Below are 25,675 nucleotides of genomic sequence, written 5' to 3'. Positions count from 1 at the left end.
AATATGATTTTTTGATAGGTTTTAGATTTTATTGATATTATATGATTGAATTTGTGGGGATTGATTTTTGAAATGGTTGTTTATAGGGGATTTAACAATAAGGGATTTTGCAATAAGGGATTTTACAATAAGGGATTTTACAATAAGGGATTTTACAATAAGGAATTTTACAATAAGGAATTTTACAATAAGGGGGATTTAACATTAAGGGTGAAGGCATTTTCGAAAATGCCTTCACCCTTAATGTAAAATCCCCTTATTGCCCCCCATAATGCCCAAAACACTCTATCTCTTATAACGGTAACATCAACTGCTCATATTCCCCCCACTGATGACGTTCCATATTAATCCGGCCATCCTGCAGGAAGGTAATGCCTTCCGCTTCCAGCATTGCACGCTGTCTTTTCTTTCCGCCAAACACATAATCCGGCGCCAGCGTTCCGGTGCGGTTCACAACTCTGTGACAGGGAAGTGCACTGCCCGGCGGAACCTGGCTCATAATATAGCCAACATCACGCGCCGCCTGCGGATCTCCCGCTTTTTCCGCTATCTGCCCATAAGACGCAACTTTTCCTCTGGGTATTTCCGCCACGATTCCATATACTCTGTTGACGAAAGCAGAGTCAATCTCACCTGACATCCTGTACCGATCCATGTTTCCTCCTGTATCACATTTTTCCCGGTCAAAGCGCTGTTCCCTTTGCGGGCACAAACAGCTTTTTCATATCAACGCCTTCTATTGTAAGCAGTTGAATTTTCTTTGCCAAACCTCCTGCGTACCCGGTCAAACTTCCGTCCGAACCGACTACCCGGTGGCAGGGGATGATAATGGAAATCGGATTATGCGATACGGCGCCGCCTACGGCTTGGGCGGACATTCGTTCCAAACCACGTCTGGCAGCAATCTTTTTTGATATTTCTCCATAGGTAGTCACATCACCATAAGGAATTTCACAGAGGATTTTCCAAACCTCTTTACGGAATTCACTGCCGTGAGGGGCCAGCGCAAGTTCAGCAGCCGATGGTTTTTCCCCTCTGAAATATCGGTCAAGCCACTCTTTGGCCTGATCAAAGATTGCAGAATCGTTCTTTTCCTCCATTTCCTCCTTCACCGATCCGAGGAAATATTTCTGTCCTTCCATCCAAAGCCCGGTCAGTGCGCCGTTTTTTTCGGCCAGCACAAGGCTGCCGAGCGGAGAATGATATGTAGTTGTGTACTGCATGATTCCACCTCACATTTCTTAGTAATTACTGCATAGATGCGCCAGGGCCGCCACTGCACCGAAAGCCCGGACAATTCCCTGGGCGGGGGGCTAATTTTCCAATGCCCTTTAATTCGTATCATGTTCAAATAATTCTTTAAAGGCTTATTAATTATATCACATGTGGGGAATAAAGCGGGGGATAAAGTAGGGGATAAACTTCTTTTTCTGACATTTTCCTTCTCAGTCATAGTAAACTATTTCCTTGATGTCAGGGGCAAAAGGAACTGAAAAAAACTCCTTGTCTCTCTTGCAAACAGCATCTTGTAAAAGACAAAAAGTTTTAAAATAAGTACGAATATGTTGTTATATCCACAAGATTATGCCAGAATTAAAACAGAAGTTTTTCAGAAAGAAAATGGCGGAAGTAATTATCCTTCCGCCATACATCTTTATATCCTAAAATATTTCGATTCTCATCCATCCTTCACCAGCGTCCGGATTCCCACCGTTTCCCTCGCAGATCACTTAGCAAAAGACTTCTTCGCGTTCATAATCCCGGACACCACCGGAATAATAACCGCAATCGCAAAAAACAATGTTCCCACCGACTTTATGGTAAGGCAGTTCTGGAAGGAACCGTAATAGCTGATTGACCGTCTCAGGTTTTCTTCCACCGTTCCGCCCAGAATCATTCCCATGATCAGCGGAGCCACCGGATAATCATTTTTATCCAGCACATAGCCCAGAATTATGAATCCGATCGTATAATACAGGTCGAAAATATTGGCATTCAGGCAGAAGATTCCCGTTACACAAAATGTCACGATCAAAGGCATCAGGTACATTTTAGGAACCTCAATCACCCGGGCCATGAAGCGCAGGGTTGATCCCTGATACAAAAACATGAAAATATTCGCCACGAAAACCGCCATGATGATGGAGCGGAAAAGAACCGGCTGCGTCAGGCTCAGGTTTGGCCCGACCACGATTCCCTGAATGGCAAATGCCCCCATAATTACTGCCGTCGACGTATCTCCAGGTACGGACAGGGAAAGCATGGGGATCAGAGCCCCTCCCGTGGTAGCATTGTTGGCGCTTTCCGATGCGGCGATTCCTTCATCACAGCCTTTTCCGAACATTTCCGGCGTTTTGGACGACTTTTTAGCCGCCGCATAGGCCATAAGCCCGGCAGGCCCGCCGCCAAGTCCCGGCAGAATGCCAATCACGGTTCCAATCACGCTCGACCGCATAAAATTGGGAAAATGGCGTTTGATGTCTTTCGGCGGCAGCATGTGGAAAAGTTTTTTCCGTATCTTTGTAACGCTCAGGGTATCTCTTAATTTCCCCGCATTGTTGATGATTTCCGGCAAAGCGAATACTCCGATAATCACGGCAATCAGGCTGAATCCATTTTCCAGATTCACATTGCCGAAACTGAAGCGGTACGCCATGCCGTCGATTGGGCTCATGCCCACGCATTTTGCCAAAAGCCCGATTCCCAGGGTGATAAACCCTTTCACCATCTTCCCCTGGATCAATACACAGACCATGCTGAGGGCCAGAATCGTCGCCCCGAAATACTCCCATGGACCAAACCCAATGGCCAGCTTCGAAAGAAGGGGAGCCAGCATAAGCAGCATAATACTGCTGAAAATACCTCCGAAAAACGATGCGAATGCCCCCAAAGTCAGAGCTTCCGTCCCCTGCCCGTTCAGGGTCATGGGATAGCCGTCCAATGTTGTGGCCACCGCCGCGGCCGTCCCAGGTATTTTAAGAAGAATTGCGGAAACCAGACCGCCGGAAACGCCTCCCATATAAATGCCCATGAGAAGGCAGACTGTTGGAACCTGATCCATCGCCATGGTAAAGGGCAGACACAGAGCAATTGCAATCGGAGTATTCAGCCCCGGAATACATCCGAATATATTTCCAATCACCACGCCAGCCAGAATCAGAAACAGGCTTCCCGGATTGAATATATTTTGAAAGACTTGCACCATCATATCCATACATTCACCTCATATCCTTTAAAATAATTGGGGCAGAAATCCGGACGGCAGCATGATATGCAGAATCCGGACAAAAAAGTAATTCATCGTCAGCGTGAATACCGCCAGCAAAACATTTCTAAGCACAATTGACTTCACCGGCCCCCAGCCGTCCTTTGTCTTGTAATAGAACACATTTACCGTCACTGCAAGAAATGCCAGTGTACAGATGATATATCCCAAATGCTTCAGCGCCAGTATATAGCAAACCAACGAGGCAAAAAAGAACAAGCGCATTCCCGTAAACAGTTCTTTAAATGCAAACGGCTTTTTCTGTTTCTCCCTGAGAACCGTTATAAACCGCACCACTAAAAATACCGCAAGAAATACTATTACAAATCTTGGAAATACCGCGGCTCCGCCCGACTTATCCAGGATGCTGACTGCAAACCCGAATGTCAAAGTATAGAAGTAAGCGCACACCGCCATCAATATTCCTAAAAAAATCAATTCCCCCATACGTCCTCCATCAGACATCCTGTCTTTGTCTGTAATAAATTATTGTAAAAGTCCCTGAACCGCTTTCTTTGTTCCTTCCAGCACATTTTCACAATTTTTTGCATAATCTGCAGGCGTATCGAATCTGGCGCCATATCCCAGCGCATTGAGTTCCGCGATGCAGTCAGGGTTTTCAGCCGCCTGTTTCACCAGGTCTGCATAATATTCTACCGCTGCCGGATCGGTTCCTTTTGGAGCCCACATGCCGAATGACTGGAGCAGATAATCAAAATCCGTATATCCCAGGCTCTCAGCGCTCGGAAGTCCCTCATAACCAGGAATCTCTGTATTTTCATGTGCAAATGCCATCAGACATTTGAAATCTCCGCTGTCCACATACTGTTTAAACTGTCCCACGCCGTCAATATACGCATCGATCCGTTTTCCCAGCAGCTCGGTAGCCTTATTATTGGAACCGATATCCACCATATTAAATTCCACGCCCTCTTTATCCACAATTGCCAGGGTCGCAAGCTGTGGAAGTGTGCCTGAAACGGAACCGACTTTAATGGTTCCCGGATTCTCTTTCGCCGCGGCGATAAATTCTTCATAAGTGCTGTAAGGAGCGTCCGCTCTCACCACAAGCCCTACCCAGGAATCACACCACATGGTAACCGGTTCAAAATCTTCATATGTAAAGTCTGCATTTCCAAGCGCCGCCTGCATATAGTAACCTACCGGAACGTGAAGAAGGGTGTAACCGTCCGGATCTGTGGATCTCACCTGGTTTGCCGCCACACGTCCGCTGGAACCAACCACATTGCTGACCGTGATATTAACGCCTGCATACTGGGACATATATTTTGCCACAATTCTGGCCGGAATGTCCGCCGAACCGCCTGCGTCAAATCCCACCACAAAATTCACGTCTTTTGTAGGTTTAAATGCCCCTGCGCTGTCACCGCCTGCCTCTGCCTGGTTTCCCTCCGCTTTGGCCGCCTCTGTTTTGCTTTCTTCCCCTTTGGCGGCTTCTGTTTTAGCCGCTTCCGTCTTAGCCGCCTCTGTCTTAGCCGGAGTTTCCGCAGGTTTGCTTCCGCCTGAACTGCACCCAGCCAGCGATACCATCATGACCGTTCCTAACATAAATAACAAACTTCTTTTCTTCATTTACTTTCCCTCCATACGTTTTCATTCACCCGCATAAGTTTTATGAATGTTTTATTTATTTTTGTTGTTCGTTAATCGTATATTAACATTATATTGTCATTTTGTCAAGCTTTTTATGTTCATATGAACACTTTATTTGTTGCTGTCCGCGGCCCCCTCTGGCGGCTTTGACGGCGGCGGAGTGTGAACACAGCTATTTTTATTAATACTTCCCATAATCCCTTCCGGCCTGAACAAATGCACGGATATTCGCATCCGGCGCCGATTCCGTAATCTCACATCCGCTGCCCAAAATAAACCTCCTGCTGCCTTTGCAGAGTTCCACAACCCTGGCCGTCTCCTGGTAAACTTCCTCCGGCGTGCCGTTGGAAAACAGCGCCGGATCTAAGTTGCCTCTGACGATCCTGGTGGACGACTGAAGGATTGCAGCAGGATCGCATAAATGATCGAAATCAATAATATCACTTCCATTGGTATCCACATCAGATATGATTGGCTGGATATTTCCGCAGATATGGGTTATGGCCTTTCCTCCGGCCTCGTGAATTGCCTGAACCAGCCGCTTTTCATACGGAAGGGCAAATTCCCTGTACCGGTCCCTCGAAATGACCGTGCAGGATGCCATGGCATGTCCGAATGAAACCGCGTCCGCCCCGGCTTCTACAAGCATTTTTGCATATCTCATGGAAAACTGCAGGCACCTTTCCAACAGCAGATGCAGGGTATCCGGATCATCGATCATGCCGATCAGAACCTCTTCCAAGGGTACAAGCTGGCTCGCCACATTTAACGGCCCGTTGCACCAGGAAGTGATGTAAATTTGATCTCCTATCTCCTTTTTCACCAGCTCCGTTGCCCGTATGATGGTTCTAGCTGGCTCTCTGTCCATGGGGTCGGCCATCACAACCCGCTCATAATCGTCAAGAGAATCCATCAGGTAGCGTACCATTTTTGAAGGCCGGTCCCCAGGCCGCTCATATTGGCTTCCCAGAGCCATTCCTTCATTGGCAATATCGGTGGTAATGCCCACCGCATCATAACCGAACTTCACGGCAGATGAAATAATAGCATTGGCCATATGTTCAGGATCGGTCGTATAATCATGAAAATCCATTCCTGGCACCGCATTGATCGTCGCAAAACTGATTTTAGGAAAAACCGGAACCATATCAGGTTGTTTTCCGTCCAGAAGGGATTGAATACGTTCTTTTGAGTTCATTTTTTACTCCTTTCGCTAAAAAACGCTTGTGTTATTAATTTTATATTATCGTTATCATTCGTATATGTCAATGTTTTTTGCAATACTCATTCATAAATCTTTTAATATCTTTTTCGCGAACTCAGGCGAAGGGAATAACGGCATAAGCCAATCCAGGTTTACAGAAACAAAAAAGACAGGCGCAAACTGAACTCAAATTCAGTTTACACAGCGCCCCTGAGAGTTGAAGTTCATAAAACCTTCACCTCTCAGCGACACCGGCCTGTCTCTTTTCCCCTCTGCGTACCCGATTCCGATTACGTTTTTAGACGAATCGAATCCGCTTTTATTTCTCCGGCTCCGCATTTCTATTCCTGCCCACATTTCTATTCCAAATTAATTAAAAATGCAGTTTCTAACACATTTTATCTCTAACAAATGCATTCCCTGATAAATACTATCCTAAATAAATACTGTCCTTAACAAATAATATCCTTAACAAATACTCCCCCTAGCTCTTTGACGGAATCCCACTGGCAATTTTTCCGGTAAACTCCGCAAAATTCATAGTCTGGAGATAAATTCTCCCCGGCCCCGTCAGCTTGGTGAGGAATAAGCCTTCGCCGCCAAACAGCACATTCTTAATCCCCTTAATCATTTCCACTTCATATCGGATCCCTTTTTCAAAAGCGAATACATTTCCCGTATCCACCTTAAACACTTCGCCGGGGGCCAGCTCTTTCTCAATCACGTCGCCGTCCACTTCCAGAAATGCGGTGCCCGTTCCATCCAGCTCCTGTAAGATAAATCCTTCGCCGCCGAAAAAGCCGCCGGAAATCTTCTTGGTGAATGCGGTCTTCAGCTCTACGCTGGTCTCCGCACACAGAAACGCCCCCTTCTGGCAGATCAGCTTATGGGCTGAAACATCGACCGCCAGAATCGTTCCCGGAACCGTGGACGCAAATGCGATCTGGGAATCCGGCCTGGTAGCCGTATAGGTAGCCATGAACAGGGATTCCCCTGAGAGCATTCTTCCAAACCCTTTCATCAATCCCCCTTTTACATTGGATTCCAACTGGAATCCGTCGCTCATCCATGCCATTCCGCCGGATTGTGTGCAGATAGCTTCTCCTGGCTGAAGGCTCAGCTCCACTGCCGGTAAAATATTTCCTATGATTTCGTACTTCATTTGATTCTCCTCTTCTTTTATCTTTATTAATTTTACTCCATCTTCCTGCAATTGTTTCCGGAGTTTAATTTTCCTGTTCTGACCGGGCTAGAGCGTGTTTGAAAATTCATTTCCGCCATCTGCACGTCCCACTTTGCGGTATATTTGCCCCGAATTCAGGTTACATAGCCCGCCCTGTCTTTACCTATATAAATCCTGTCTGTGCATTTTCAATTCACCACCACAAACCGCAGTGCAGCACATAAAATGGTGCTGACGGCCGCAGCCATAATTATAAGTCCCACAATTATCTGCACAGCCCTCCTCTTGGAACGGTAAATGTCCTCGCCGCTGATCTCATCCGATCCGGCATCCCATCCCTCATCCTCTTCCGCTCCTGCGTCTTCCCCTTCATCCGGTTCCCCGCTGATCTCATCCGCACCAAAACCGCCGCATCCGCTGTTTCCATCGTCCCCGGCCTCCATTTCCCAGCCTGTCTGCTGCTCCTGTCCGCTCAAAAGGGCCTTTGCCGCCTCCAGGTCGCTGCCCCTCACATAGATTTCGCTGCCGAAAACAGAGTATCCCATATAGATATTCATGTAGCCGCCGGATTCCAAATCCTTTATAAAGCAGGGGATTTGGCACTCCTCCAACATGCTTTCGATCATTTCCGCTTCCACTCTGGTTGCAGCAGAAGTCAATTTTACCGGTTCATTTACCTTTTTCTCCCCCATCGTGCCTCCCCTTCCCGCCAAGCATCCTCATACATGCTCCGATCTCCCGAATGCCCTGACGCTTTTATTATACAATAGAAAAATCCCGGTGTACACGGCGGCACCGGGATAAAGTCTTAAACTTTATTAACGTTTTTCTTTATTTACATCCATAAATCCGGCAGGCGCACCGCAATATTGCGGCGGGCTTCTTCGTCTTCCGGCTCAATGGGCAGACTTTCATACAGATCCAAAAGCTCCTGTCTTCCCAGCCTGCATCCGGCAAATACCATGAAAGAAGCTCTGGCCGGAAATGCGTCATAATGCATCACATCCGGCGGATAAGGCCAGACGCCCTTGTCCAGGATGTAGGGGGTGATGAAATCCAGGCCCATTTTGATGCCTCTGCCGTCGGAAAGGGTAAATTCCCACAAATCGTCGTCCGGCTTGGAAAGTATCTGACAGAGCGACACCATATTATCAACCACAAAGATGGAATAATTATACGGTTTGGTCCTGCCCAGCTCCCGTGGGAACGAACCGTCCGGGGCCATCTGCTTCATGAGGCCGTTTTTATAATAATCCCGGCAGAAATCCACGATCCTTTCATTGTCCGTAAAGAGGGCAAATGCCGCTGCCTGGACAAAAAAGCAGACGCCGTGGTTATTGTCGGCATTCATCTCCTTAATTCCATTGGCGCTGGTCAGCATCCATCCCAGATAGGAAGCGAACCACTTCTGCAGTTCCCGGTACATATCATCCGTCACCGCGTCCAGTTTTTTCAGACGCTGAACCGCAAACACCACATCCACCAGATGGAGGGTGTCTATGATCCCGATCCCCCGTCCCGGACAGATTCCCAGAAGGGCCTGGGCGTAGTTCAGGTTCGGGTTCATTTTCGTCTCTTCGTCCAGGAAAAATTCTTTTAAAATGCGGGATGCGCGGTCTGAATAGATCCTGTCCTTACTCAGTTCATATGCCGCGGTCAAAAACACCACATTGGTCCGCATATGCCTGAGCATCACCCGGTGTCCGTTGAAATTATCCGGGTTGGTCTGGCCGTCCCGGTGTACGTAAGGCAGGCCGTCCGGGGTATCCGGATTGGGCCACCAGTAATCCCCATTTGAATAATAGTCATGAGGACCGCCTTCACTTTTATCCGACACAATATCCGTAATATGAGGCACCGGCTCTTCCATAGCCTGATCTGCTTTTTTAAAAATCCATCTCTCGTCCGCTTTTGGCGGTTTTAAACTGTAATTTTTTGGATACCAAATCATTTTACCCTCGATTCCGCATGTATTTTCATGCATTGTGCTGTGTTTTTATAGAATAATAGTAGCACATCGGGGGCATTCTGTACAAATATATAATATTGATCAAATTCATCACTTTATCTTATGTAAGTTTCCGGGCATCCACTGATTCCCATTCAACGGTTACCGTTTCCTGGTTACCATCTACTGGTTCCCCTCCACAACGCTCCTGCTGCTTCCGTCAAAAGAGAGTTTGACTGTAACCAACTGCTCAAATCCCGCTTTCGTGCCCTCCCGGGCCGCCTGATAGACGATAAATCCCTGGTCAAACCGGACGCCGCTCTCCAGATCCCGCAGACAGAACAGGTTGTCTAAAACCTCCGCCTCACCGTCTGCAAAACGAACCAGTTCCATCCTTCCTTCCACCGGCTCTGAACCTTCGAAATCCAGCATTGTTGCCGGCGTGCGGATAAAATAATCCCAGCCTTCATCAGAAAACAGGTAACGGCGGTACGAAATTCTGCCTTTTTCATTTACAATCGTCTTCCCATCGCCGCCAAATGGATAAACCTGGGTTAAAGTTCCCGCCGCCGGATCATACAGCCCGAAAAAAAGATCGGATAATATAGCCGAATCGGAAAATGATCCCAGCACCGCCACCGTTTTGTCTTCCATTTCCTTCACATCATACGTCACGATCCCCATACTGCTCAGGCCTTTTCCCGAAAAGCCCTGCTCCGCCAGATATCCGGCATCCGCCGGTTTATCCTGTTCCCTCAGTTCATTCAAAAATTCCCTGACGTAATCCAGGTCTTTCCCCTTTAAAAACGGCATGGGACGCCACACATCATCCTGCCTCTCAAAGTAATAAAAACCGAAATCCCCATAAATCATCCAGGCGCCGTTGTCCGACTTGCCGATTGCCGCCGGCGTCCGCTCCTCACCGATATCCAGATAGTCCACAGGCAGTTCCATAATGGTTCCGCCCTCAGCGCCTCCGTCCTCCCCATTCCCATCGCCCAGCTTTCCCGCCAGGAAAATGCTGGTAGGCCCGTCGGAGCCGCCGATGATGCTGACAGCCATTGCGCCGTTGTCTTCCTCAGAAGCAGCCATTACGGGATCAACAGGTCCTTCTTGGCCCATCTTCTCCCTTTTGGGATTTGTCATCAGCGTAACAGCCGAAATGACTAAAATAATCACGGCGCAGGCGCTCATCCACACAGCCGGTTTTTTATAGGATAAAATATTTTTAATCCTGATCTTCGTATTGCTTTCCCCGAAAGCGGTTGGCAGAAGCAGACCGCTGTGTTTGAGGGATACATTGAACAAAGTCATGGTGTACTGCTGGCGTTCTCCCATTCCCAGGTGTTTCAACGCCGTCTCATCGCACGCCATCTCCATGTCCTTACACATCAGGGAAATGCCGATCCAGGCCATCGGATTAAACCAATGGATGGTCAGAACCAGCATGCCCAGCATCTTTACCAGGCCGTCCCTCCGCCTTATGTGCACCCATTCATGGGCCACGATGCATTTTTCCTCCGCCTTGCTCAGTCCGTAGGGCAGATAGATCCTGGGGTTAAAAATTCCCATGGCAAAAGGACTGCTGATCTTCTCAGAAGCGAATATCCTGCGTTTCAATTTCACCGCGTCTTTCAGTTTCCTTCTCAGGCAGAGATAGGAAATGAGATGATAGGCCGCAAATCCGGCGGCCCCCGCAAGCCATATGATCCCACATACAAACAGGGCAATCTGGACCGGATTGGCGGAAACCGCCTCGCCTGCAGGCGTCATCGTCTGCTTCAAAACCTGATTGACGGAATTATCAAACCACACCACTCCCGAATGAACGGACGGCGTCCTGTCATAGATGATTCCGCTCCCGACCGTTTCCGGATTGACCGGAAGCAGGCTCACCGCCGTCTCCAATGTAAATGGGCACAAAAACCGGAACAAAACAATTCCCCATAACGCATAAGAATATATCTTAGGCAGCCGCCTAATCAGCACGCGCAGCACTATCACCAGCAGGCAGGCGCAGCCGGCTGTAAAACTCATATTAAGAAGCCGTATCATAAATCCATCCATGAATTTCCTCCCTCGTTAATCCTCAGCGCTCACCACTGCGTCTTCTATCATCTTCCTGATCTCTTCCGCTTCCTCCCGGGACAGTTCCCTGTCCTTTAAAAATGCGGTGAGAAAAGCCGGAAGAGAGCCGTTGAAATTCTTCTTCACCACCGCTTCGCTCTCATATTTCTGAACCTCTTCCCTGCCGATCAAAGAGGTTACAACCGCCTGTTCATTTTTAATAAAGCCCCTGTCGGAAAGCTTTTTCAGCACAGTGTAGCAGGTAGATTTCTTCCACCCCAGTTCCCCATAACATGCCTTTGCCAGTTCCGTGGACTTCACAGGTTCCATGTCCCACACCAGATCCATAAACCGGTATTCACTTTCAAATAACTTGCACTCCTCCATACCCGCCTCCTGATTGGTCTATCGCAATAGTCCTTCATTATTTCAAGTCTATCACAGTAGACCACAACATGTCAAGCATATTCCACAATATATAGTTATTTTTTTATGAACGTTTTAGTATTGTTTTCTTCTTGCCCTTTTAGAAAATTCATGTTAATATTTTTATAAACATATCGGAATATAAGTAACAGTCCGGCAGATGAGCCGTCCGGGCTGTTGCGAACATACATTCAATAGGAGAAGGGAATCAGATATATGAAACAAAGCCAGGCCGAAGTGCACAAAAGACACCAGCGTCTGCTGGAGCTGTTTAACGCTCACGGCTCTCTGCAGGTATCAGAAGTGAGCAAAGAATTGAATATGTCGGAATTGACGATCCGGAGAGATTTTGACCTCCTGGAGAAAAAGGGGTATATCGTGCGTTTTCACGGAGGCGCTAAACTGGCTTCTTCCGGCACTGAGATGACACCCGTTTTCGAAAACAAGGGGTCCATGAACCAAACCCAGAAACAGCAGATAGCCGCAGTGATTTCCAAATATATCCAGGAGAAGGACACCGTATTTTTAAACGCCGGCACCACCACTCTTGAAGTTATCAAATGCATCAAGAACCGGGATATCACCATCATCACCAACAACGCTTTGGCCTGTCTGGCCTTAGAGGACGGTTCCGCCACATTGATCTCCACAGGCGGGGAGTACAACGGCCGGAATAAATCCTATACCGGCGCCCTGGCAACCAATTTGATGAACCGGGTATTTGCCACCGTATGCATTCTGGGCGTCAACGGGATCACCCACACCGACGGAATCACCACCTCTGCCTATTTGGAAACCATGATTAACGAAGAGATGTTAAAACGATGCAAAGGGAAAAAGATCGTGGCCGCCGACGGCTCCAAAGTAGGGCGCACCTTCTGTTTTACCAGCGCCGAAATCACGGACATCGATATCCTGGTCACCGATTCCTCCGCAGATCCAAAAGAGCTGGAACGGATGAGGGAAAAAGGGGTGGAGATCGTTTTAGCAGATAAAGTTTAAAGGAGCATCCGCGCCACTGATAGTTCAGTGGCGCGGATGCCCCTTTTTATTTATTGTATATGATTGATATAATCGTAAATTATTCCTGCTGCAGCATCCATGCCCACGGAACTGTCAATGCACAATTCATACTCATGCGGATTGCCCCATTCCCGGCCGGAAATGCTCTTATAGTATGCTGAACGGGCCGCATCAGAACGCAGGATGCTTTTCTTGGCCTGTTCCCTGGTGTCTCCATACATTTTCATCACATTCTTTATGCGGTGCTCAGCCGGGGCATATATGAAAACGCGTACCACGTTCTTGTATTCCCTCAGCACATAATCGGCCGCACGGCCGACAATCACGCAGGCTCCCATATCTGCAAGCTGTTTTATCGCCTTATCCTGCGCCGTTACCGCCTGCCGGACAGGTTCCGTACTCAAATATAAATCCCGCATAACCGCATTCTCATTGGAATTCAAATTTGTGATAAATTCTTTGGACAGGCCGCTTTCCTTGGCCGCCAGCGCGATCATTTCCTTATAATAGCAGGTAACGCCCAATTTTTCCGCTGCCAACTGCCCGATCCTCTTACCCGCCGATCCGTGTTCACGGGAAATCGTAAGGATAATTCCCTCTTTCGCTGGTTTTGGGAGCGTGGTTCCTACCGCTTCTGATGGTTCAGGAAGACTTTCAAGACCTTTCCAATGGCGGATCATCACACAAACAGTTATGACAGCTGCAATCACATCGGCAGCCGGAGCGGCCCAGAAAATCCCTGTTACTCCCAGCTGAAAGGGAAGGATCAGGGAAAACACGATGAGAAGCGCATCACGCATGATTGACAACGGCGCCGCCGCCTTGGCATGGCCGATGGATTGAAGGAATATTGCGCAGACCTTCTGGACAGTGGTAAACAGAATCAGGGAAAGATAGATCCGCAGACACTGCATGGCAAATTGTGTGTACAGCTCTCCGTCAGAACCAAACATACGGATAAATACTTGAGGAACGGCCTCAAACAGCACCGTACAGGCCAGGCAGATCACTGCCGTCCATTTTATCATCAGTTTCAGCAGTTCCCGCACCCGGTCATAACGCCCTGCCCCATAATTATATCCAACGATGGGCTGGGCTCCGGCTGCTATACCGATTCCCACATTCAGCACGATCTGGAACAGCTTCATGATCACCACAAATGCAGCCAGCGGAATGTCAGAACCATAGGATGATTCCGCTCCAAACCGCACCAACAAGATATTATTAATCACAGTGATCACAACAATTGATAACTGGGTCAGTAAACTGGAAGTGCCCAATGCCGTCACACGCTTCAGCACAGCAGAATCTATGCGGAAACTGTCTGCCGACAAACGGAAGGTTTTGCTTTTCACCAAATAGAAGATACAGATCAAAAAACTGACGAACTGCCCCAATATGGTCGCATAAGCAGCCCCTTTGATTCCCATATCCAGCACAAAAATCGCAAGCGGATCACCGATGATGTTGATGACGGCTCCAACCAGCATAGCACCCATGGCATAGCGGGGGCTTCCGTCCGCACGGATGATAGAGGACAGCGTGGTCTGAACCAGTGCAAACGGCATCATGGCATAGATGATAAAGCCGTAATCCCGGGCCATCCCCAGATTCGCCTCAGTCGCTCCAATCAAACGGAGCAGGTGGTTTCCCCCAAGGTAACCCACGGCTGCAATCACAAGACCTGCCAGGAACGAGCATAAAATGCTGTTTCCCACGCTTTTATGGATTTGCTTCGTCTCCTTCCTCCCAAGAGAAACGCTGAGCGCAGCGGCGGCTCCGTCTCCAAAAAACAGGGCTGCCCCCCAGCCCACAACAGTGATGGGGAAAATAACCCCCGTTGCGGCATTGCCCAAATATCCAATGCCGTTTCCAACAAAAATCTGGTCTACAATATTGTAGAGACTGGAAATGATCAAAGAAAAAATACATGGGATTGCAAACTGCCTTAACAGTTTCCCCACCTTTTCTGTTCCTAAATAATTACTTTCCTGCATAATATTCCTCCTGCTGCAGACAAAAAAACAGCACATGCGGAACACATGTGCTGTAAAAACATGAAAATAAAACACAACACATGCACGCCTTGTACCGTGATCAGATTTACGCGCCGAGCGCCACATGTGTCGTTAATTGCCTTTATTTAATTTCATATATGATTATAACAATTCTCCAAATAAATTTCAAAGGCATTATTTCACAAACTATCCCTATGCATATATTTGGTTATTTTTCCACAAATGCAGGAAGAAATGAAGTTATGCCGCACAGGAAGAGTTTGGGCTGCCTTTATCAATACAGCTCCTCCTCATTATCTCCACTTATCCATCGCCTTTTCATAGGCCTCTCTGTCCGCCTCCGTCCCCGAACAGATAAAGCAGATTCTGGACGGGTCTTTAAAATGCGACGCAATGATTTCAATCATGGGTATTTCCTCTGGTTTTTCGATAAAGACCTGCAAAAGCTTATCGGAGGCGTTCACCATATCATAGAATTCTCCCCATTCCCCCACAGGGGCCGCCCCCGCGCCGGGAATCCACTGGACGCCGTTTAACTCCGGGATTCCCAGGATATCCGGCATGTGTTTGATGAAGCCCGGGCCGTCTAAATGGAGCATGCTGCGGGGAAATGCCTGAGCCTCTTTTACAATCAGCGGATGGATAAACTCCCTGTAGTCGTCCGGTCCCACCAGAAATGCCAGATCCGCCTGTATCATATCATAAGGCGTCTTTGACAGGATTCCCGTCCAATGGGTATACCCGTGATTCAAAACGGGATCCACCAGATAGAGCAGTTCCTTCTGAACCTTCATCCACTGGTCGTGGATTTCGCCCATCCCGGCCTTGACTTCGTCAGGGTAATCGCTTAAATCATACAACGTGTTTTCCATCCCCCTTATGGAATGGTACACGTCGCAGACCCCGCCCAGGTTCGCACCTCCAAGCACGGCTTTTCCCTGAAAATAGTTCTGAAACTCTATATTCAAATCTATCATTCTCCGGTACATGGGGTGGCTGGCATCCACTTTAAAATGCATGTTTTCAGGATCGGTTTCCATCCCTTTATACCACACCGTCCCATTTGCCGGGGATACTTCATATTCCTGGCCCATGAACACGCCCAACAGCCCTGTGGTTCTCACATAGAAAAATGGAAAGCCGTCCCCCATAAAATCCTGGGCCGAAAACTGTTCTTCATACCGTTTCATCACCTCTACGGCCGGCATGTTCCGGTCATAAACAAATTCCAAAAGTTCTCCTCTGGTGTACTGAGGGCCGTTTTTCAGTACAATGTTGAAAATGGGGCGGTCCAGTTCTTTATTCCACCATTTTTCATAGCTGTCTGAAAGACGGCTGTAATCTATTTCCGTATACTGCATCTTTTACCTCTCATTCTGCTGTTTCCAGCCCCATCCTGATAAACTGTTCCTTTGGCGCGTCAAATTCCCTCATCTTCATCACAAGTTTCCTGCAAAGCCTTTCCTCTGTCTCCGGGTCATTCAGCGGGTGTTCCTGCCCGGGATCATTTTTCCTGTCAAACAGCAGGCTGCCGAAGCGGGCCGCATGATAGAGATCTTTAGAAGGGATCTTTAACAGTCCGCAGCCTCCGGTAAATGAAAACGGCGGCACGAATTCCATCTTCTTCAGCTCCTCAGCGCCAAAGGGGGTGAACATATGCAGAGGGAGCACCGTATAATTCCATACCTGATCCGCCCGCTCCGGCTTTGCGGCCCTCATATAAATGTATTCCTGGTCCACCATGTTTACATGGCCGCTGAACACTCCGAATATGGCCGCATCCCTGACCGGCTCGTCCTTTTCTATCACAGGTCTCAGGGAATGCCCTTTCATCTCTTCAGGAACTAAAATCCCATAATATTCCAGAAGCGTGGGCGCCCAGTCGATCATCTGCACCAGGGATTTCCTTCTCTCTCCCGGGTGGGGGGATCGTGGATCGTGGATAAACAGAGGCGTATTGGCGATTTCATCATAATAGGGCATCACATTTTTTGACCAGTACCCATGCTCACCCAGCAGGATTCCGTGATCCGCACCCACGATCAGCATGGTATCTTTCCACAGTTCCAGCCGGTCCATAAGCTTTAAAATGCGGCTCAGATAATAATCGCTCATGGAAACAGACGCTTTATAAAGGGCCCTCATATGGGCGACGATCCGGCTGTCCTCGAAATCTTCCAGCCTGCCTCTGGGCCAGTCATAAACGGGGCCTTCATATTCATCCTCATATTCCTCCCGGAAGCAGTCAGGGACCACAAATGGCTCATGAGGGGAAAATGATTCGATTTGGAGCACCCAATTGTCTGCGGAGGCATTTTCCTCCAAAAATTCTTCCGCAAGGGCGAACACCTTGGCCTGTGGATAGGTGTCCGGATCTTTCGGATCCAGTTCCCTGCGGTTCACCCAATTGGCCTGCCAGGAACCTGAGGTTCCCTTTCCGCTGTGGCTCTTCAGCTCCTTTAAAACAGGGGGAATCTCAGGCCCGGCGGCATTTCCCTTCCACCGGTCGCCTTCCTGGCCGCGGACGAACTGGAAGGAGCTGTATTTGGTGTGATACCCCCCTCCGCCCTCTTCCCAGTAATTATAGTGATCGGTGATCAGATGGGAATAGATACCATTTTCCTTTAAAATTGAAAAAACAGACTTGTCGTATGGTTCCAGCGGCCCCCACTCCCGGTGAAGGAAATGACACCTTCCGGTGTGCAGATCCCTTCTGGCGGGAATACAGGGCATGCTGGCCACGTAGCTGTTGTCAAAGACTGTGCACCACTCGCCCAGCCGCTTGAAGCCGGGCGCATTTACATCACTACAGCCATAAGGCGGCAGAAACCGCCGGTTCAGGCTGTCAAACAACAGTAAAATTGTTTTCATAAGGCATACTCCTTACTTCAGCAGATGGGGATAATGCTCTTTCATAATCTCTTCAATCTGCGACGCGATCTTGTTTCCGTCCATTAAATTGACGATTTCTATCACATGTACGTTATCATCAGGTGAAAGCCGCACCACGCTGACTAACTTTTTCGATACGCCGATGATATCAGCCCAGCCTTTATAAGAGCTGACTTCCCCGCCGGAAGCGTGTTCCATCACCGCTTCTATCCCTTTATTGGCAAGGGCTTTTCGGACATTATTTTCCATGATAACGCTGGTGCCCACGCCATAACCGCAGACAAACAAAATATGTATTTTATTCGGATCTTTTGCTTTCATTTAATTTTCCTCCATTTTAATGTTAATGAATCAGGTTTCCAACAGCCTTCAGCCCTTCCGTAACAGCGGGCCAGAAGGTTGCAAAGTCGAACATTCCGGACCACCCGGCTGTCCCCGGCAGAGTGGTAAGGCTCAGGGCCCACACCGTGCCGAATGTCTGAATAATGCCTACGGAGATACAGCACACCAGGATGGACTTCCATCCGCCGTATTTGTTAGCCAGAACCCCGATGGGGCCGCCCACGAAAAACAGGGGCAGGAATCCCGGAAGCACCATAACAGGGCTTTTCACCAGATAGAGGGCCAGCATGGCCAGAATGGTTCCGAATGTGGTGAAAATAAATCCCAGGGTAGCGGATGTAGGCCCAAATCCCAGAATTGCGGCCACGTCGATTGCCGGAACCGCATTGGGAGCGATCTTCTCCTGAATGCCCTGAAATGCCGTCGTCAGCTCGCTGGTCAGCATGCGCACGCCCTGAAGCACGATCACCATAAATGCCGAGAACTGAATGCCGATCATGAAGATATAAATCAGCACATTGGTCCCTCCTGCAACCGCCTTTGCCCCTTCCCATCCCAAAGTGAGAAGGAAACCGCCGCAGAATAAGGACATGATGATGGCCACGCCGATTACATTGTTGTCAAAGATCGCAAGCCATCCGGGAAGGTTTAAATTCTCCGCGTCGTCCTTCACCGGATCACCGAACAGATGAGCAAACTTGGAATAGAACCAGAATGCCAGGGTCTGGTTATGGCCTACGGTAAAACCGCCCATTCCGTCTGTAATCTTATCAACCGGCTTAATGGCTAAAGTGGTTGAAAGCGACCAATAGAGGCCTACCAGCACGCCTGCGATGATCACTACCAGAGTATTTCCCAGACTTCCCAGGTAGGCGAACACCAGCCAGAGTATGGCCTGGGAGTGGGATACGCCCGCATTGCCGGTGAGAAAAAGCCCCCGCACCTTGGTGTATTTCCCCAGCAGAACCAGAATCAGGTTGACCGCAAATGCGATTAAAAATACATACCCCACAAACTGAAAGATCCCCGCATCCGTAAGGGCGTTGATGGCTACGGAATTCATGACCACCTGGTCCATCACATACCCCTGGATGCCGAACGCTTCTTTTATCGCATCCGTTATGGGCGAAATCAGTCCCCCAAACTGGTTCCCGCCGAATATAATCAATTGCAGCCCCACCATGGTGGTAAATGCGCTGCTGATCACCTGAACAAACCCCTTCCGCACCAGAATATTGCCAAGGGCAACCAATAAACCGATAAAAATAACAGGCTGCCGCAGCAACTGGTTCAGAATAAAATCTAAAATAATCATATGTATCCCCTTTCCCTCTCCTAAAAAACTATTGTCCGTATTTAACTTCTAATTTCAAAAGATCCTCTTCTGTCCGGCAGGATAACAGATCCTCCGTCAAGCCTTCCGTCATCAGTTCCTCCGCCAGATACTTCATATTTTCCAGATGTTCCTCCGGGTTCTGCGCTGCCAATGAGAAAAACAGCCGCGCGTCATTTTCCGGATTATCCTGGGTAAAATGTACCGGCTGTTCTACTTTCATAAAACTGATGGCAGAGCATTTTACCCCCTTTGCCCCCATCGTCGTATGAGGCATGGCGATATCGGGGGCCAGCACAATGTAAGGCCCCAGTTCCTCAATACTGGCTATCACCTGATCGATATAACACGGTTCTATCGTGCCGTCGTCAAGCAGAGGCCGGTAAGAGGCTTTGACCGCTTCTTCCCAATTGGGAAAACTATCGTGAAAGCACACCCTCTTTTTTCTTACCAAATCTCCTATTAACATCTTCACCTTTCCTTTCTCTTTTGCTCTTGGTGATCGTTTACATTCGTAACAAGTGCATAAACACCAGTTATTTATAAATTCCGCCAAATCTATGTACTTTATTCGTTATTATATACCACATTTTCAACAATTACAAGATGTTTATATGTTCGTTTTAATTTTGTCATGAACGTTTTACCATATTCTTCCATTATATGTGTCTATGGGACATCAAAAGGCAGTATAAGTAGAAATGAGGGCCGGGAACCGGCTTCACTTCTTCTTATACCGCCTTTTCTTCTTTCACACTGAACTCAGCTCTTTTCATTAACCAGCTTAAATTCCACATAGAAACAATTCATTCCGTCCAGATATTCCACTCCGATGCCCGCTCTATGGTTTCCTGCAATCCCCTGGGCGATGGCAAGTCCCAGCCCGTAGCCGCTCTGGCTGCTTCTGGCCGCGTCGCCACGATAGAACCGGCGGAAAACCGCTTTTCTCTTCTCCCTGGGTATGGCCTCTCCCTCGCTCTTCACCCACAGCCTGGCCTTCCTTTTGGAAATGCGCTCCAAGGTCACCAAAACCTTTCCCCGGGGCGCTGAATATTTCACCGCATTGTCCAGGAAAATCTTCACCAATTGGCGGATCTGTTCCGGATCGCCCTTGATCACTATATCTTCAGCAATTTCATAATCCAGGTTCTTTTCATTCTGGTAAAATACGGGTTCAAATGTGAGGATGCCTTCCATAACCAGATCGCTGAGGCTGCACTTCCCCTTTTTGCTCCGGTTCTGCAAAAGCACCTCGCTTTTGGCCAGCAGAAGCAGGTCTTCGACCAGAGAACGCATGCCCACGCTCTCCTGATGGACATTATGGAGCCATTTGTCCACGTCAGTCCCGATTCCGGCGCACCGCTCTTCCAGCAGTTCCGTATTGGCCATGATCACAGTGAGCGGGGTCTTCAGTTCATGGGACGCGTCGGCCACAAACTGCTTCTGCATGCGGATGGATTCTTCCACCGGGCGTACGGCCCATTTGGAGAAGAAATAGGACAGGACAAGAAAGCACAGCCAGATCACGCCGCAGATGAGAATGACGGTCCGAAGCAGGCTGCCACCAATGGAATCTTCATAGGAAGTATCCACGAATGCGATCTTATATCCAAATGGATGGCTGATTCTCAAATACCGCAGGTGGTATTCTTCCAAATCCCCGGTATCCTTTGCCCCGGACACTCCCATTCCTACAATCCGCTCCAGAAAATCCTGGTCCGGGAAGGAATTATACGCCCCCTCATTCAAAAACACCACGCCGTCCCGGTCAACCAAAACGGTGAAATAGGGAACCCGCACGTGGGGCGACACCTCAAAGATCAAAGTTCCCGTCTCCTCTGCCGCCGCCCGGGAGAGCAGGGAATTGCTCTCTTCCATGATTCTGTTTTTCACTAAAAATACCGCTGCAAAAAACGCCGCTCCGATCACCACGGTCACGATGACCATATTATACAGCATGAATTTTATCCGCAGCCTGCTTATCTCTTTCACGTGAACCCCCGTTCTGTGTTTTTACTTTGACTCTGCCTTTTACCTTCAGTTCCGCCTTTTTACTTCAGCCCTGCCTTTTGCCTCCAGCTCTGCCTTTTACCTCCAACTCTGCCTTTTGCCTCCAGCTCTGCCTTTCATCTCCAGTTCTGCCTTTCTTCCGCTTTTCATTTCAGCGTCAGCCGGTAGCCGAAATTGCGCATGGTCACAATCGTCACATTTGTCTTGAGGAAATCCAGTTTTTTCCTAAGAAATGATATATAAATCTCCACATTATTTTCCACCGCGTCCGAACCGGCGCCCCAGATTTTAAGGAGAAGGGTTTCCTTGGATACCACCATCTCTTTATTGGATATCAGTATCCACATCACGTCATATTCCTTTTTCCCAAGCTGGATGCTCTTTTCCGGCCCCGAAAGGCAGTAGGTGGACTGGTTCAGGGTTAAATTGCCATAAGCCAGGCAGTCGGGGAGAATTTCCCCCTTCCGTCTGACTACGGTCTTTATTACAGCTAAAAGTTCCTGTTTGTCAAATGGCTTGGTCAGATAATAATCCGCCCCGCTTTCCAGCCCCGCCACTTTATCCTCCACTTCGCTTTTGGCGGTGAGCATGAGGACCGGCACGCGGCAGCCCTTGGCCCTGGCCTCTCTCAAAAGGGTAATCCCGTCTTTGCCTGGCAGCATCACATCCAGGATCACCGCGTCATAGGCCCCTTCCATCATCTGATAGCCGCCGCTCACTCCGTCCGTACAGATATCGGAATCGTACCAAACCTGTTTTAAGATATCCTGGATCGATTCGGCCAGTCTTTCATTGTCCTCCACGATTAGAATTCTCATGTTTCCTCCCGTTCCTGTCTTTTCCCTCTATTTTCTTCCTTTCTCTCCGTCAGGTCAATATTTCCCCGTTATATTTCATCAATATTTCACAAACACGAGGTTGGGATTTCCCGCCCATTTCTACCTGCTGCGTATTTCCTTTCTCATAAAACTGATGTAGGAACCGGCAAATATCACAGCCGTAACCGCCAGAAGCCCGGTCATATGAGGCCATACCAGCAGAAGGCTCTGGCCCAGAGACAAATATCCCGTAATCGCGCCGGAAAGCTGCTGGGGAGTGATCACATTCATGGAACGGACGCTGGGGTTCATGATCGTGGAAACCGCCTCGCTGTAGAGGTAATAGGGGGACAGCCTGTTTAAATTCAACTGGCAGTTATAATTGCCCAGAATCTGCCTTGCCGTAGCCATCTGATTGACCGGATACAGGGAATTTGCCACAATATTCACCACCAAACTCATGAACAATGCGAAAAAGATCCAGATCGCGATCACCGCCAGCGCAGAGGTGGCCGCATGGCGGCAGATAACGGAAAACAGGATGGACAGAGCCAGCCAGAAACAGATATAAACCGCCGTAAATAAAAGGAACACCAGCAGTCTGCCCACCTCTTCCCCTTCCGGCGGAATCCCTGTGGTTAAAAGCCCTACCGCGCTTATGATCATCCCCATGGCAAATACCATGATGAAGATGATGGTGGCCCCTGCCAGAAACTTGCCGTTGATAACCGCGTCCCTGTAAATAGGCTGGGCCACCAGCCGGTTTAACGTCCCCTCCGACCGTTCGCTGTTTATCGCGTCAAACCCTAATGTCAGGCCCACAAACGGCCCCAAAAGACCGATAAACGCAGTAAAAGAGGGGATTGAATTACCGCTCAGCGTAAATAATTTCAGGAAAATGAAATCGGGATCGGCTGAAACCGCGCTCTCAAGGCTGGATAACGCCCCATAAATACTGGCAAAACTGGTCAGCAGAATCAGCGCCAGGACGATGAGAAAACGCCTGCTTCTGATGTGGTCCGCCATTTCTTTCCGGTAAAGCGCCGCCAGGCCGCAGCCCGCCTGAATGCGGCCGGAATCATTTCCTTGGGAAGGAAATAAATGTTTTATTTTTTCTCTCACTATCATTTCCATCTTTAAGCCCTGCTTTCTCAAAATAACGTCTATAGATTTCATCCAGGTCATTGCCCCGCTGGCGCAGATGGGAAATGGTGTATCCTTCATCCAGGCATTTTCTCAAAAGCTCCCTTTTGATGTCCGAAACGGACCGGATTACATAGAAATCGCCTTCCCGTTCCACCTGCTCCACATTTCCCATTTCACTGATCAGCCGTTTGAAGCCCGCATTGTCGGGAAATGCGGCGGCCTCCAGCACATAACGCCCTTCCTGCTGCATCTCTTTTGCCAGCTCGTCGATCCTGCCGCAGGCCATCAGCCTGCCTTCTACAAACAGCCCCACCCGGTCACAAATCTGCTGGATCTGATAGAGCTGGTGGGAGGAGATCAAAATGGTCCTCCCGTCTTTTTCCGCCAGTTCCCGGATCAGCGCCATCAGTTCCCGCATTCCTTCCGGGTCAATTCCAAGGGTGGGCTCATCCATAATGACCACTTTCGGGTCTTTCATCAGCACATCCGCGATGCCAAGCCTCTGTTTCATACCTCTGGAATAGGTTCCGGCCTTCTGGTCCGCGGCGTATGTCATGCCCACCTTTTCAAGCAGCCCATCGATCCTCGCTTCAATCACATCTTCGGACAGGCCGTTGAGCCTTCCGGTGAAGCGCAGGTTTTCCCGGCCTGTCATATCCGAGTAAAAGCCCACGCTGTCGGGCAGATAACCCACGATTTTCTTAACTTCTATGGCCTCTCTGGTACAATTCTTCCCGTCAATATAGGCGCTTCCTTCTGTCGGCTCCGTGAGCCCTAAAAGCATCAGGGTGGTGGTGGTCTTTCCGGCTCCATTGGGGCCAAGAAGCCCGAACACCTCTCCCTGGCTGATACACAGATTCAGATCCGAAACCGCCGTCTTAGAACCGTACTCCTTGGTGAGACCTTCTGTCCTTATGATTACATTTTGGTTTTCTTCCATCTTCATCCTCCATGCCGGAGCGTTTTTGCGCAAATATTGTGCTGCGCAATGGCTCCTTACCTTCTGCCATATTTTCGGAACACATATCCCAGACCACCCGCTGTGCAAAGAATGATGATTACCGCCACAGCTCCCCATACGGTTTTCGTCTTCACGGATACGCGGAAATCGGCATTGGCTGACGTCTGGTCGCTTTTGGCCGTAAATGAAGTCACATAGTCGCCTGTGATCACATCAGAACCCGGCTTCACATGGGCAATCACTTCGGTGGTGGTTCCGGCCGGAATATTTTTGATGACATTGTCTTCCAAGTTATAGGTTACGGTCCAGTTAGCGGGAGCGCTGGAGTTTAGGGAGACATTTTCCAGGTCCACATTTCCCGTATTGGTGATGTTGAGGGTCACGTCGGATTCCCGGTTTGCGTAGGCGTCAAAGCTGAGGCGGCCGTCGGGAGTTTCCAGTTTCAGCCCGTATGTACCTGTAATCACCACTTTTAAATCAGTCGTCAAAGTCTCTTCTGCGGAAACCGCGGAACAGGAAATGTTATACTCTCCCGCTGCGATATCGGCCGGAGGGGCTACGGAAACGGTAATTCCCTGGCTGGCCCCGGATTCCACGTCAATTCCCGCAATCTTGGTGCTTTCCCCAGAGGGCGTAAACCCTACGGTCCATCCGGCAGGAGCGTTGGAAGAGAGGCTGTAAGACTGTGAAGTCAGCCCGTTATTGATCAGCGTGGTGCTGAAGCTGAAATTCGTTCCCGATGCGCCTTCCTGCTGGGGATACTCGGAAGAAAAACTGCCTTTTCCCGCTTTCATTTCGCCGATGGTAAATGTCAGTGTCTGGTCTGCAGCCGCGCCCGCAGCGGAAGAAGCGTGTACGGACGCCGTATAAGTGCCTTCCTGCGCGTCTTTCGGCACTGTGATATGAAGGGTGATCTTAGCGCCCTCCGCCCCGTCTTTTACATGCACCTTGCTGATCTGATAGCTGCCGCCCTGAAGGTAGCCTTCCCATCCTTCCGGCAGGGCAGAAACAGATACGTCCGCATCCATACCCGCGCCGCTGTAATTATTCAAAGTGACCGGAATGCTCAGGTTATCCCCAGGCTTCACCGACATGCCCGGATAATCGGTGCTGAGTTCCAGCCCTCCCGCCGCATGGGCCTGAAAGGGCGCGATAAACAGCATAAACAGCGCCATGATAAAGACCATGGCGGCACAGATGTTTCTCCGGATAACCTCCAATTTTTTAGCTTTTACCATAATATCCTCCTCTTCTGCCGCTTTGCTGATGCGGCCATAATCTGTCATGTCTTTATCATAAGGAGGAAACCTTTAGGGAAGCTTTAATAAGTATGAAATAAGTGTGAACATGGAGCGTGGACAAGGAGCGTGGACAAGGAGGGTGGACATCGAGGGTGAAGGGATTTTCGAAAATGGCCTCACACTT

At 49.0% G+C, this 25,675-nt stretch carries 24 protein-coding genes; 1 reads left to right on the top strand and 23 read right to left on the bottom strand.

Going from position 1 to position 25,675, the window contains the following annotated elements:
- Nucleotides 1–292: 292 nt before the first annotated feature.
- The 12 genes from GPL15_RS02155 to GPL15_RS02105 all read right to left on the bottom strand — a co-directional run bounded on the left by GPL15_RS02155 (nucleotide 293) and on the right by GPL15_RS02105 (nucleotide 11,668).
- Nucleotides 293–655: an MGMT family protein gene (locus tag GPL15_RS02155; RefSeq protein WP_252198039.1), complete on the bottom strand. Its 363-nt coding sequence runs from the start codon at nucleotides 653–655 to the stop codon at nucleotides 293–295.
- A gap of 28 nt (nucleotides 656–683) precedes the next feature.
- Nucleotides 684–1,223 (bottom strand): methylated-DNA--[protein]-cysteine S-methyltransferase, encoded by a 540-nt coding sequence (locus GPL15_RS02150; protein WP_215695522.1) that lies wholly within the window; start codon nucleotides 1,221–1,223, stop codon nucleotides 684–686.
- A gap of 503 nt (nucleotides 1,224–1,726) precedes the next feature.
- Nucleotides 1,727–3,214, bottom strand: a complete 1,488-nt coding sequence (locus GPL15_RS02145) for a tripartite tricarboxylate transporter permease (RefSeq protein WP_215695521.1) — start codon at nucleotides 3,212–3,214, stop codon at nucleotides 1,727–1,729.
- 18 nt (nucleotides 3,215–3,232) lie between these two features.
- Nucleotides 3,233–3,712, bottom strand: a complete 480-nt coding sequence (locus tag GPL15_RS02140; protein WP_215695520.1) for a tripartite tricarboxylate transporter TctB family protein — start codon at nucleotides 3,710–3,712, stop codon at nucleotides 3,233–3,235.
- 39 nt (nucleotides 3,713–3,751) lie between these two features.
- Nucleotides 3,752–4,858, bottom strand: a complete 1,107-nt coding sequence (locus GPL15_RS02135; protein WP_215695519.1) for a tripartite tricarboxylate transporter substrate binding protein — start codon at nucleotides 4,856–4,858, stop codon at nucleotides 3,752–3,754.
- A 202-nt stretch (nucleotides 4,859–5,060) separates the two neighbouring features.
- Nucleotides 5,061–6,077 carry a uroporphyrinogen decarboxylase family protein gene (locus GPL15_RS02130; RefSeq protein ID WP_215695518.1) on the bottom strand — a complete coding sequence of 339 codons (1,017 nt, stop codon included), beginning with the start codon at nucleotides 6,075–6,077 and terminating at the stop codon, nucleotides 5,061–5,063.
- Nucleotides 6,078–6,567: 490 nt separating this feature from the next.
- The gene (locus GPL15_RS02125) at nucleotides 6,568–7,245 is read right to left on the bottom strand and encodes a TIGR00266 family protein (RefSeq protein ID WP_215695517.1); all 678 of its coding nucleotides are present in this window, start codon (nucleotides 7,243–7,245) and stop codon (nucleotides 6,568–6,570) included.
- Between the two features lie 32 nt (nucleotides 7,246–7,277).
- A complete protein-coding gene (locus tag GPL15_RS27865; protein WP_346344882.1) occupies nucleotides 7,278–7,400 on the bottom strand; it encodes a DUF6783 domain-containing protein in 123 nt (40 codons plus the stop codon).
- A gap of 54 nt (nucleotides 7,401–7,454) precedes the next feature.
- Complete coding sequence (locus GPL15_RS02120) at nucleotides 7,455–7,958, bottom strand: DUF2007 domain-containing protein (protein WP_215695516.1); 504 nt, start codon at nucleotides 7,956–7,958, stop codon at nucleotides 7,455–7,457.
- A 143-nt stretch (nucleotides 7,959–8,101) separates the two neighbouring features.
- Nucleotides 8,102–9,217, bottom strand: a complete 1,116-nt coding sequence (locus GPL15_RS02115; protein ID WP_215695514.1) for an alginate lyase family protein — start codon at nucleotides 9,215–9,217, stop codon at nucleotides 8,102–8,104.
- Between the two features lie 180 nt (nucleotides 9,218–9,397).
- On the bottom strand, nucleotides 9,398–11,281 hold the full coding sequence (locus GPL15_RS02110) for a M56 family metallopeptidase (protein ID WP_215695511.1): 1,884 nt from the start codon (nucleotides 11,279–11,281) through the stop codon (nucleotides 9,398–9,400).
- A 15-nt stretch (nucleotides 11,282–11,296) separates the two neighbouring features.
- Entirely contained in the window at nucleotides 11,297–11,668 is a 372-nt protein-coding gene (locus tag GPL15_RS02105; protein ID WP_215695509.1) for a BlaI/MecI/CopY family transcriptional regulator, read from the bottom strand.
- 255 nt (nucleotides 11,669–11,923) lie between these two features.
- On the opposite strand from GPL15_RS02105, the gene GPL15_RS02100 reads away from it, so the two are divergent.
- Nucleotides 11,924–12,709, top strand: coding sequence for a DeoR/GlpR family DNA-binding transcription regulator (locus GPL15_RS02100; protein WP_215695507.1), 786 nt, complete (start codon nucleotides 11,924–11,926; stop codon nucleotides 12,707–12,709).
- Nucleotides 12,710–12,759: 50 nt separating this feature from the next.
- Here the strand turns inward: GPL15_RS02100 and GPL15_RS02095 are convergent, their stop codons facing one another.
- From GPL15_RS02095 to GPL15_RS02045, 11 genes are all read right to left on the bottom strand, one after another.
- On the bottom strand, nucleotides 12,760–14,727 hold the full coding sequence (locus tag GPL15_RS02095) for an MATE family efflux transporter (RefSeq protein WP_215695505.1): 1,968 nt from the start codon (nucleotides 14,725–14,727) through the stop codon (nucleotides 12,760–12,762).
- A 314-nt stretch (nucleotides 14,728–15,041) separates the two neighbouring features.
- The gene (locus GPL15_RS02090; protein WP_215695503.1) at nucleotides 15,042–16,109 is read right to left on the bottom strand and encodes a hypothetical protein; all 1,068 of its coding nucleotides are present in this window, start codon (nucleotides 16,107–16,109) and stop codon (nucleotides 15,042–15,044) included.
- A 10-nt stretch (nucleotides 16,110–16,119) separates the two neighbouring features.
- Nucleotides 16,120–17,619, bottom strand: a complete 1,500-nt coding sequence (locus GPL15_RS02085) for a sulfatase-like hydrolase/transferase (RefSeq protein ID WP_215695501.1) — start codon at nucleotides 17,617–17,619, stop codon at nucleotides 16,120–16,122.
- 12 nt (nucleotides 17,620–17,631) lie between these two features.
- Nucleotides 17,632–17,961, bottom strand: a complete 330-nt coding sequence (locus tag GPL15_RS02080) for a hypothetical protein (protein WP_215695499.1) — start codon at nucleotides 17,959–17,961, stop codon at nucleotides 17,632–17,634.
- Nucleotides 17,962–17,983: 22 nt separating this feature from the next.
- The gene (locus GPL15_RS02075; protein WP_215695497.1) at nucleotides 17,984–19,297 is read right to left on the bottom strand and encodes a PTS ascorbate transporter subunit IIC; all 1,314 of its coding nucleotides are present in this window, start codon (nucleotides 19,295–19,297) and stop codon (nucleotides 17,984–17,986) included.
- 28 nt (nucleotides 19,298–19,325) lie between these two features.
- A complete protein-coding gene (locus GPL15_RS02070) occupies nucleotides 19,326–19,784 on the bottom strand; it encodes a PTS sugar transporter subunit IIA (RefSeq protein WP_215695644.1) in 459 nt (152 codons plus the stop codon).
- Between the two features lie 293 nt (nucleotides 19,785–20,077).
- Nucleotides 20,078–21,307: a HAMP domain-containing sensor histidine kinase gene (locus GPL15_RS02065; protein WP_215695495.1), complete on the bottom strand. Its 1,230-nt coding sequence runs from the start codon at nucleotides 21,305–21,307 to the stop codon at nucleotides 20,078–20,080.
- Nucleotides 21,308–21,471: 164 nt separating this feature from the next.
- Complete coding sequence (locus tag GPL15_RS02060; RefSeq protein WP_215695494.1) at nucleotides 21,472–22,143, bottom strand: response regulator transcription factor; 672 nt, start codon at nucleotides 22,141–22,143, stop codon at nucleotides 21,472–21,474.
- A 120-nt stretch (nucleotides 22,144–22,263) separates the two neighbouring features.
- Complete coding sequence (locus tag GPL15_RS02055; protein WP_215695492.1) at nucleotides 22,264–23,277, bottom strand: ABC transporter permease subunit; 1,014 nt, start codon at nucleotides 23,275–23,277, stop codon at nucleotides 22,264–22,266.
- Nucleotides 23,222–24,229 (bottom strand): ABC transporter ATP-binding protein, encoded by a 1,008-nt coding sequence (locus tag GPL15_RS02050; RefSeq protein WP_215695489.1) that lies wholly within the window; start codon nucleotides 24,227–24,229, stop codon nucleotides 23,222–23,224. The genes GPL15_RS02055 and GPL15_RS02050 overlap by 56 nt, the downstream gene beginning before the upstream one ends.
- Nucleotides 24,230–24,285: 56 nt before the next feature.
- On the bottom strand, nucleotides 24,286–25,488 hold the full coding sequence (locus GPL15_RS02045) for an NEW3 domain-containing protein (protein ID WP_215695487.1): 1,203 nt from the start codon (nucleotides 25,486–25,488) through the stop codon (nucleotides 24,286–24,288).
- Between the last annotated feature and the right edge of the window lie 187 nt (nucleotides 25,489–25,675).

Origin of the sequence: Clostridium sp. MCC353, assembly GCF_018785315.1 — a bacterium.
GTDB lineage: Bacteria > Bacillota > Clostridia > Lachnospirales > Lachnospiraceae > CHH4-2.
The sequence above is the reverse complement of the archived record's forward strand: the minus strand, read 5'-3'. Positions and strand labels throughout refer to the sequence as shown.

Coding starts and splice junctions, on each gene's coding strand:
- GPL15_RS02155 (WP_252198039.1), bottom strand. CDS start 655: ATGGATCGGTACAGGATGTCAGGTGAGATTGACTCTGCTTTCGTCAAC.
- GPL15_RS02150 (WP_215695522.1), bottom strand. CDS start 1,223: ATGCAGTACACAACTACATATCATTCTCCGCTCGGCAGCCTTGTGCTG.
- GPL15_RS02145 (WP_215695521.1), bottom strand. CDS start 3,214: ATGGATATGATGGTGCAAGTCTTTCAAAATATATTCAATCCGGGAAGC.
- GPL15_RS02140 (WP_215695520.1), bottom strand. CDS start 3,712: ATGGGGGAATTGATTTTTTTAGGAATATTGATGGCGGTGTGCGCTTAC.
- GPL15_RS02135 (WP_215695519.1), bottom strand. CDS start 4,858: ATGAAGAAAAGAAGTTTGTTATTTATGTTAGGAACGGTCATGATGGTA.
- GPL15_RS02130 (WP_215695518.1), bottom strand. CDS start 6,077: ATGAACTCAAAAGAACGTATTCAATCCCTTCTGGACGGAAAACAACCT.
- GPL15_RS02125 (WP_215695517.1), bottom strand. CDS start 7,245: ATGAAGTACGAAATCATAGGAAATATTTTACCGGCAGTGGAGCTGAGC.
- GPL15_RS02120 (WP_215695516.1), bottom strand. CDS start 7,958: ATGGGGGAGAAAAAGGTAAATGAACCGGTAAAATTGACTTCTGCTGCA.
- GPL15_RS02115 (WP_215695514.1), bottom strand. CDS start 9,217: ATGATTTGGTATCCAAAAAATTACAGTTTAAAACCGCCAAAAGCGGAC.
- GPL15_RS02110 (WP_215695511.1), bottom strand. CDS start 11,281: ATGGATGGATTTATGATACGGCTTCTTAATATGAGTTTTACAGCCGGC.
- GPL15_RS02105 (WP_215695509.1), bottom strand. CDS start 11,668: ATGGAGGAGTGCAAGTTATTTGAAAGTGAATACCGGTTTATGGATCTG.
- GPL15_RS02100 (WP_215695507.1), top strand. CDS start 11,924: ATGAAACAAAGCCAGGCCGAAGTGCACAAAAGACACCAGCGTCTGCTG.
- GPL15_RS02095 (WP_215695505.1), bottom strand. CDS start 14,727: ATGCAGGAAAGTAATTATTTAGGAACAGAAAAGGTGGGGAAACTGTTA.
- GPL15_RS02090 (WP_215695503.1), bottom strand. CDS start 16,109: ATGCAGTATACGGAAATAGATTACAGCCGTCTTTCAGACAGCTATGAA.
- GPL15_RS02085 (WP_215695501.1), bottom strand. CDS start 17,619: ATGAAAACAATTTTACTGTTGTTTGACAGCCTGAACCGGCGGTTTCTG.
- GPL15_RS02080 (WP_215695499.1), bottom strand. CDS start 17,961: ATGAAAGCAAAAGATCCGAATAAAATACATATTTTGTTTGTCTGCGGT.
- GPL15_RS02075 (WP_215695497.1), bottom strand. CDS start 19,297: ATGATTATTTTAGATTTTATTCTGAACCAGTTGCTGCGGCAGCCTGTT.
- GPL15_RS02070 (WP_215695644.1), bottom strand. CDS start 19,784: ATGTTAATAGGAGATTTGGTAAGAAAAAAGAGGGTGTGCTTTCACGAT.
- GPL15_RS02060 (WP_215695494.1), bottom strand. CDS start 22,143: ATGAGAATTCTAATCGTGGAGGACAATGAAAGACTGGCCGAATCGATC.
- GPL15_RS02055 (WP_215695492.1), bottom strand. CDS start 23,277: ATGGAAATGATAGTGAGAGAAAAAATAAAACATTTATTTCCTTCCCAA.
- GPL15_RS02050 (WP_215695489.1), bottom strand. CDS start 24,229: ATGGAAGAAAACCAAAATGTAATCATAAGGACAGAAGGTCTCACCAAG.
- GPL15_RS02045 (WP_215695487.1), bottom strand. CDS start 25,488: ATGGTAAAAGCTAAAAAATTGGAGGTTATCCGGAGAAACATCTGTGCC.